Annotated in this window: 8 protein-coding genes; 1 reads left to right on the top strand and 7 read right to left on the bottom strand. The window is 29.9% G+C overall.

Annotated features, from left to right (window positions below):
- Positions 1-192: 192 nt before the first annotated feature.
- Positions 193-1920 carry a DUF262 domain-containing protein gene (locus U9R42_12285; protein ID MEA3496796.1) on the bottom strand — a complete coding sequence of 576 codons (1728 nt, stop codon included), beginning with the start codon at positions 1918-1920 and terminating at the stop codon, positions 193-195.
- A 740-nt stretch (positions 1921-2660) separates the two neighbouring features.
- Here U9R42_12285 and U9R42_12290 point away from each other — a divergent pair.
- The gene (locus U9R42_12290) at positions 2661-4103 is read left to right on the top strand and encodes an MFS transporter (protein ID MEA3496797.1); all 1443 of its coding nucleotides are present in this window, start codon (positions 2661-2663) and stop codon (positions 4101-4103) included.
- A 243-nt stretch (positions 4104-4346) separates the two neighbouring features.
- On the opposite strand, the gene U9R42_12295 is transcribed toward U9R42_12290, so the two are convergent.
- The 6 genes from U9R42_12295 to U9R42_12320 form a co-directional block, all read right to left on the bottom strand.
- Positions 4347-5072, bottom strand: a complete 726-nt coding sequence (locus U9R42_12295) for a DUF4197 domain-containing protein (GenBank protein MEA3496798.1) — start codon at positions 5070-5072, stop codon at positions 4347-4349.
- A 105-nt stretch (positions 5073-5177) separates the two neighbouring features.
- The gene (locus U9R42_12300) at positions 5178-6059 is read right to left on the bottom strand and encodes a Fic family protein (GenBank protein MEA3496799.1); all 882 of its coding nucleotides are present in this window, start codon (positions 6057-6059) and stop codon (positions 5178-5180) included.
- Positions 6060-6672: 613 nt separating this feature from the next.
- On the bottom strand, positions 6673-7461 hold the full coding sequence (locus U9R42_12305; protein MEA3496800.1) for a Fic family protein: 789 nt from the start codon (positions 7459-7461) through the stop codon (positions 6673-6675).
- 25 nt (positions 7462-7486) lie between these two features.
- Positions 7487-7654, bottom strand: a complete 168-nt coding sequence (locus U9R42_12310) for a hypothetical protein (protein ID MEA3496801.1) — start codon at positions 7652-7654, stop codon at positions 7487-7489.
- Between the two features lie 426 nt (positions 7655-8080).
- A complete protein-coding gene (locus tag U9R42_12315) occupies positions 8081-8413 on the bottom strand; it encodes a hypothetical protein (GenBank protein ID MEA3496802.1) in 333 nt (110 codons plus the stop codon).
- 51 nt (positions 8414-8464) lie between these two features.
- Entirely contained in the window at positions 8465-8611 is a 147-nt protein-coding gene (locus U9R42_12320; GenBank protein ID MEA3496803.1) for a hypothetical protein, read from the bottom strand.
- Positions 8612-8763: the final 152 nt, after the last annotated feature.

An 8763-nucleotide genomic window follows, 5' to 3' on the forward strand; every position in this document is an offset into this window, starting at 1 on the left:
TTTCTCTCATAAGTAAATTATTTTATTGTAGGTGTATTTTTCTTTTTTAATAATGCACAACGGTTTGGCTATGCGTAGTGCGGGATTCCGAAGCACTTCACTTTAATTTTACTACTAAATTTTATTATTTGCATAATCTTTCAATTTACGATGAACCCCGCATTACGTATGAGCCTTTGTTACAAGCTGTGCTTAATTCAATATCTCTTTTAATTTCATCATTAATATTTCTTTTCTCTTTTCAACATATTCTTCAAAATTGTCTAATTCTAAGCCAACAATGGGAATTAAATGTCTTTTCAAAAAATCATTCTTGTCTTTGTTTTTTGTTTGCTCTTCTATCCAATCTTTCAAAACCTTAGCATTCTTGGACATATTTTCGTTAGCATCCAACATTTGAAGATTATGAATTGAATTATATGTCAACCACCCATATTTTTCCTTTAAATTATCTGGCAATTCGCTATAACTTGCTGCTGGATGAATATGGTCTTTATGAAAATCATTGTTTTTATAATCCAAATCAGGGAACAAAAGTGATAATATAGAAAATGCATATTTATTATCCTTTTGAGTAAATAATATTTCTTCAATAAACTCTTCTCCAACACTTGTATCCTTGCGGATATAATTAAAAATTGAATCTATTGGAAAAGTTATTATCTTTGCTTTAATTTTCGTTTCAATCACATTGTCAGTAAATGCTTTTCTAATTTGGGATAAGACTGAATCTGATGTGCCACCAAATATTTTTTTTATTAGGACAATATGAAGCCATTTTTTTATAGCTTCTCTATCTTCTTTAAATTCAGTTTTAGTTGAGAAATTTTTGTAAATATTTTTGTGATATAAATAATATATTACTGGAATTATTGCATTTTTTGAAGTAAGTGTAAAATCAGTAAATCCAAAAGACTTTAACAAGTCAAAAGTTGATAAGATTGAATCTCTTATTTTCTCCCATTCAGTTTCAAAATCTTTTGCGTTTTCTTTTGAAAAGTTTGTAACTCTAAACTTTATGTCTTTACTGTATAGATATAAAAATGATTTAAGAATCAAATCCTTTGAAATAGAATACCCTTTGTCTCTGATACTATCAACGAGATTATGAATTTCCTTTCTTGCATCCTTTTTTGTCCAGTTAGCAACGGCAATTGACATAAGTAAATCAGAAAAATTTAAAGGCTCGCCACCGCTATTTATTCGGATAAAAATATTAAGTGCTTTATCTAAGCTTTGGTCTTTTTCGAGAAAATAGTTTATGATTGGTTTCTCCAAAATAGTTCTTCTTAATTGTCTTATAGCTCTACGAGAAAAACTATTTTCAAAATCTTCTACAAAATTATCGAATGATTCTTCATCTTCATAGTTTAAAATCGCTCCGACCTTGAACCAATTCCAATCATTTTCATGGTAAATTTCTTTTTCTTCTGAATCAGATTTCTGAATAAACCTAAACTCATAAATTCTACCATCTTCTTCGTCTTTGAGTTCTCTTGAAACATTAAGGTATAAATGTCGTGTAGGAATTTTTCTCTCAGTATTCTCCCATTTTAAATTTTTAACACTGTAACCATAACTACCTTTTAATCCGAGATAAAGAGATGTTAATCTTTGTTGTCCATCTAAAACCGCTTCAAATGAATTTATTCCATTGGTGGAAATTTCTAAATTATGAGTTTGATACTTTTCCCTATATTCACTTATAAATTTGTAAAATCTGTAACCGTTCCCTGTTTCTTCTTCAACATTCCAAAACAAAAAAGAACTGATAGGGTAATTTCTCATTATGGAATCAAAAAGCCATTCAATTTTTGAGTGTGACCAAATAAACTCTCTTTGGATAGCTGGAAGCAGAAATTGGTTAGAGTCAATTTTTTTTATAGCATCTGAAATGGTTATTGGAGTTTGAAATGACATATTTTTCTTTTTTTTAAATTTTATTATTATTGGGTTGATATTCTGTTTTTTTGCATTGCTTGTAACGAGTGAATATAATGACCACTCATTATATTTCCATTATATATTTTGTTGAAAAATTCCATAATTCAATATTATCCAATGGCTTATAAATTTTGTATTTCTAATATTTTCATGCCCTAATAAATTTGAATATATCACAAAATACATTTGCAAATATAATATAATTTTCACTATACAACAAAACAATACATTTTTTTACTTTTACTTAACTTTTAATATCCAATTATACTTAAGGGGGCTTCTGTAAATTCCTTCGCATCAAGATTGTCAGTTTTTTTATAGACAATGAAAAAATTTAAAGCACTTTCAGGATAATACAATCAATTTTGAAGAAGTATATAAAAAAGCCTTTCGCTTAGGCAGTAGCTTTAGGAACAAAGGCAATAAACAATCTGACTACGGTAAAATTTTTCTCAATAAATATTTATAAATTGCAACTTTTTAAAAACTAGTAGTGCATTCTTTAATTAGCTTTACATGAAATTTATTATAGATTTTTTCTTTAGACAAGGCAAAATTTTTTAGCATAGCCATCCGCGTGTCGCTGAAGCTTTAGCGGAGGCACAAGCTACGGTAAATAATTTTAACGCAGTATAAAGGAAAAAGATAAATAAATTTGTAATGATAATTAGAGAACGCACTACTATAATAATTTATTAAAACAAAAGAAAGAGTTAATGGGAAAATTAAAAACAGTATATAAAAAGTTTCCACGCACATTTTGGGTTGCCAATTCAATGGAGCTTTTTGAACGCTGGTCTTATTACGGAATATTTGCTGTTTTAGCATTATATCTTACAAACTCAAGAGATACAGGTGCTCTTGGTTTTACACAAATTCAAAAAGGTACTTTAATGGGTACTTTTGGTGCCTTAGTATATTTTTTGCCTATAATTACCGGCTCTATTGCTGATAAACTCGGCTACAAAAAAGTATTACTCCTAGCTTATGGAATTTTAATTAGCGGTTATCTTTTAATTGGTAGCGTAGATTCTTATCTCATGGTATTTATTGTACTTATTTATACTGCAATAGGTTCTGCATTGTTCAAACCAATTGTTTCGGCAACTATTGCAAAAACAACAGACAAAGAAACATCTTCCATTGGCTTCGGAATTTTTTACATGATAGTAAATATTGGTGCATTTATTGGTCCTGTGGTTGCTTCAAAATCAAGACAATTGGATTGGAATTATGTTTTTATTGTTTCCGCTATTGTAATTGGAATAAATGTTATTTTATTATTATTTTTCTTTAAAGAACCTGATAGAGAAAAATCTGAAGAACGATTTATTAAATCTCTAAAAAAGATATTCCTCAACATTTATATTGTTCTAAAGGATTGGAAATTTGCATTATTTCTTATTATCATTATTGGTTTTTGGACAATGTATTTTCAGTTATTTTATACTTTACCAAATTTTATTGATCAATGGGTTAATACCAGAGAAATTTATAATGTATTAGCTAAAATTTCACAACCCTTAGCTGAAGCAATTGGAACTAAAGAAGGAACTATTGCTCCAGAAATGCTAATAAATATTGATGCTTTTTATATTATCATTTTTCAAATATTAATTTCTACATTGGTAATGAAATTCAAACCTATAAATTCAATGATAAGTGGAATTTTTATTTCAGCAATTGGTGTTGGGTTATGGTTTGTTACCGATAATGGATTTTATTTATTTTTATCTATGCTTGTTTTTTCAATTGGAGAAATGTCAAGTTCACCAAAAATAACAGAATATCTTGGCAGGATTGCTCCAAAAGACAAAGTTGCTCTTTACATGGGAACATCATTTTTGCCAATGGCAGGAGGAAACTTTTTTGCAGGATTATTATCAGGAAGAACCTACGGTGCAATATCGGATAAAATGAATTTGTTGAAAAAAGAAATAGCAACAAGAGAATTAAATATTCCTGAAATATCAGAGAATTTTACAAAAAACGACTACTGGAATCAAGCAAAAGAATTATTGAACATGACCGATGCATCTTTAACGCAATACTTATGGGTTCAATATAATCCGTCAAGAATTTGGATAATTTTTACACTCATCGGTGCATCAACTGCTGTTGGTTTGTTAATTTATGACAGGTTTTTGATGAAGAAATAAAGTATTCAGTCCTCAGTAAGCAGTCCGCAGTAAGCAGTCCGCAGTAAGCAGTCCGCAGTCTTCAGTCCGCAGTCTTCAGTCCGCAGTAAGCAGTCTTCAGTAAGCAGTCTTCAGTCCGCAGTCTTCAGTCCGCAGTAAGCAGTCCACAGTAAGCAGTCCGCAGTCCGTATTCCTGTTTTTTTTAACTTTCGAAGCGAAGCAAGTCCGTAGGATTAGCTTTTAGTTTTTAACTCTAAGCATTTCTTACTTATCCAGCGAGCCAAAAACTTTCTTAAGTATTGCCGTTGTTCTTTTAATTGGATTTTCTCTAATTTCTTTTTCTTCAACTGCTAATTGTATGAACAAAGCATTAAGAGTTTTTTGAGTAACGTATTGTGCTAAATCTGTTTCAACTTTTTTTGTAAATGGAATTTTGTTATAGGCAGATGTTACATTATTCCAATATTTTGTTACCGAAATTTCATCCAGTGTATTCTGTACTTGTGGTTTGAATACAGCTATTAAATTATTTGATGTTTGTTTTTTAAAATATTCAGTTGCTGCATTATCGGGTCCTGTAAGAATATTTTTTGCATCCGCAAAAGACATATTTTTTACTGCACTTACAAAAATTGGTTTTGCTTTTACCACAGCTTTTTCCGCAGCACGATTCATTTGTAATTCAAAATCATCAACAACTTTATCTAAACCAATGCTTCTTAATTTTTCCTCAACATACACAACTTCCTTAGGAAAGGGAATTCTGAATTTTGGGTTTTTATTAAAAGCATCTTCTTTATTCAGTAAAGAAACTGCATTTCCTGTTCCAACAGCAAGAGCATCTTTTAATCCTTTAATAATTTCGGTATTAGTAAGACCTTGCTCTTCTTGAATCACACCTTCAAAATCCTCAAGGTTTAAATTAGCAAGTATATCACAGGAAGTAATAAAGAAAAGAGAAATAACAGCGATAATTCCAAACTTTTTCATAATATATTATTTAATTACTACAAATTTAACAACGTCAAAAATACAAAAACAAAATAAAGTATCTGAAATTATTTTCTTTAAAATTACAGGTTCTCAAAAATAAAATTAGTCATTTTCTTCGTAGTAATACGAATAGTCAATTCCTTTCATAAACATTTCGCGGTCGTTGATTTTAGTTGTGAGTGCATTTTCCAAAAGTGTTTTCAGAACAGCACTTTTTGTTGGACTCAACATCATTGAGTTCATATAATCTTGTTTGCTTATTTTACTCCAGTCTAAGCATTTTTTTAGTCGTTTTTTCAATATCAAATCCAGCCATATCCTAGCACTTCTACCATTACCCTCCATAAAAGGGTGAGCGATATTCATTTCCACATATTTATCGACAATTTCCTCAAATGTTGTTTCTGGCATTGCTTCTATTTGCTTTAATGTGTCGCCTAAAAAGCGTGATACAGCAAATTGAAAACCGCCTTTTGAAATGTTTTTTTGTCTAATTTGCCCCGCAAAATCATACAAGCCGCCAAATAAATAAGCATGTATTTGTTGCAAGCCATTGGTTGTGCCAACTTCAATACTGTTGATAAACGAACTTTCAAACAAAGCATAAGCCTTTGTTTTGCTTTTTCCGTCTATGCTTGTATCACTGTAAGTAAACCATTCAATAAATCGGTTTGCTTTTTTGCCAGGAAACTCTTTCCCCAATACAATAATGCCGTTGTAATCCAATATGTCAGTTAAATATCTTTTGCCATCACTTGCTAAAAGTTTCAGTTGGGTAGTGGCACTAACCAACTCATTATTTTCTTTTTTCAATTTGGCTTTAAGGTACTTCCAATAGTTGCGAGTTTTTGTATAGTCACTTTGGTCGGTTAGCACAGCAACAATATCCAATACGCTAAACCACCACTTGGCGTTTTCTTCGTCCCAAACAGCACGCACTTCGCGGTCGTCAAAAAAACGTATGGATATTTTTACCTTACTCATATTTTTATTTTCAAAGTTAGCTTGTAATTTTGATACATTTTTTTTTAATTATTTCTTGGCAAAGTTACAAATAAAAATCAACAAAAATGAATTATTTAAAATATAAAAAAAGTATCAAAAAAAATGAAATGTTGCCAAAAACCAATCACTAATTTTTAAATTACCCGAAAAAATTTAACTTTACTCAAAGTTCATCATTTATTAAAATTACATATAATACTAAACCGTCATCAAATTATACTTCGGCTGGTCATAATTTGAACTTTGGAGCTATGTTTAACACACAGATTATAAATTGTTTAACGATATAGCAAAACACAGTTTATGACCGCTCAGCATATAATTAAGAAGAAACTGGTATTATGCCGATGGATTAGCATGTTAAGAAAATTTATTTTCTTTTACATGATAACCTTTCGGTATAAACACTGTGTAACTTTTGGTTTCGCCCGCCTGTCGAGCCTTGGCAGGCAGGCTCAACGGTTCGAATATACGTAGTGCGGGTTTGCGTAGCACTTCACTTTCATTTTACTACTTAATTTCTTTACTTGCATAATCTTTCAATTTACGATGAACCCCACATTACGTATAGCCTTTGTTATGGGCAAACGAATTAAGACAACTGCATAGCTTTAGGCAACATTAACAAGAATGGAATACATCTATTCCAATAAAGAACATAGTAATTATACCCAAGAGCAATATTTTGATAATAATCAGGGCGATTATCCCAATAATATTTTTCTGAATTAATTGACCATGCAGACATCCCAAGTTTTGAAACTAAAAACCATTTTTCTAATAATCTTGCAGACCTACCATTACCATCACTAAAAGGGTGTATTTTGGCTAACCAAATATGAATCATTGAAGCAAAATAAAAAATTTCTTTATGGCTCAAATCTCTTTTTAATAATTCATCAATATCATCGAAAAGTTTAGCAAATTCTTCTTTTAGAAATTGAGGTTCAACTGCTAAATATACAGGTTTTAGTGTTTTTGAATCTCTTACTCCTACTTGTTCTTTTCTTAAAACCCCTCTTTCTTTTACTGGCAGGAGTATTTTTGATAAAATGGCATGGGTTTTTAAAAAATTTGTTCGATTCAATTTATTTTCAGAAGCAAATTTATATGCTTCCATTAGTATTTCAATTTCTTGAACTTCTCTTTTCTTTGGAGAAGTTTTTTTGCCTCGATTTCTGAAAAAACTATTAGCATCAAGTGTATTACCCTCAATTTTTGACGAATACAAAGACGATGAAATTATGTAATATTCAAAATCTTCAAGAGTAAATTGTTTTTTTGTTTTTAATTTGTTGAATATTTCAAACCAATCAACTTTTACTTTATTAGAGTATTGCTCCATATATTCAGTCGAAATAATTTTTAAATGTTTTCCCATAATAATCAATTTAAAGTTTGTAGCATTACACTTTTAATAAAGCCTTTTTGGCAACTTTTTCAGCTTCATTTTTTGTTGTAAAAATACCAATAATTTCTTTACCCGACAAACCACCTTTGAATTGCAATTCCATTATTTTCATATCTGCATGGAACAGAATATCAACTAACTGTGAATTTTTGTTTGGTAACAACCCAAAATTTATTAACTTTGCTCATAAAAAATGATATTTAGTGCCTCTTAGAAAACTATCTATTTTTATAAAATGAATTATTTTTGATGAGATTTTTACTTTTTGGAAATGAACTGATGCCTTTGCATCAGTAAGTTGAGAAAAATAAAAATATCGCAAAAAGAAACATTATTAGTTTTGTAGAGTTTTCTAAGAGGCACTATTTAAGAACGTCAGCCCATAACACTTGCACTAAACTTTAGTAGCGTTAAAAAGGGCAATTTACTTACAATTTACCAATTAGCCAAATCTTTGATTTTGCGTTTTACCTTTTTTTCTTAAAAACGTCAAATCGAAGATTTGGCGGTGCTAATTATTAGCACAAAGACCTCGCAAACCCACGAAATAGCTATTAAGTTTAGTGTTTGTTGTGTGGACGTACATTTACTAATCATTCCCTAATTCAGATTTTCGTTTTTCTAATAGTTTGATTTGTTTTCTATATTTTCTTAGTTGCTTATTTATAATTTCTAATTCTGTTTTTCGTTTTTGTTTTTTGAAATAAGAATCGCCATATTTATCTTTTACTAAACTTTCCACTTCGCTCCTGATTAGCTTGTAATAAGGATTTCCATGCGCATAATTAAGTCTGTATTGCAATTTTCCAGCTTTTATTCTATCAATAATTTCAACTTCTGTTGTACCATATTCTTTGACTGCATTGTTAAGACTTAACGTAGCCCCTTTCTCGCTCCATATATTTGAATTCTTAAAGTTCATTTTTCTTATTTTAAAATTGTTTTAATTCCATTACCAACAAAAATTGAGACACTATTCAAAATTTTCGTCCATCCAACTATTAATTTGTTTTTTTACATCTTCTTCTTTCTCTTGAATTGCTTTTTTCTCATTTTCAGTTAGTTTAATTTCTGTTCTTTTATACTTAATTTTTAGTTTTATTGATTTTGATGAAAACAACTGTATATTTCAAATTGATTTTAAAATCCTCCTCTTCATTATTTGCCTCTGTCAGAGTCTCTTTTCCCTTTTCTACAATCTTTTATTGTATGCCACACAACGACAGCCTGTCTAATAACCCTAACCACCAATTAAATTTTTGTCAAATATAA

The organism is Bacteroidota bacterium, from assembly GCA_034723125.1.
GTDB lineage: Bacteria > Bacteroidota > Bacteroidia > CAILMK01 > JAAYUY01 > JAYEOP01.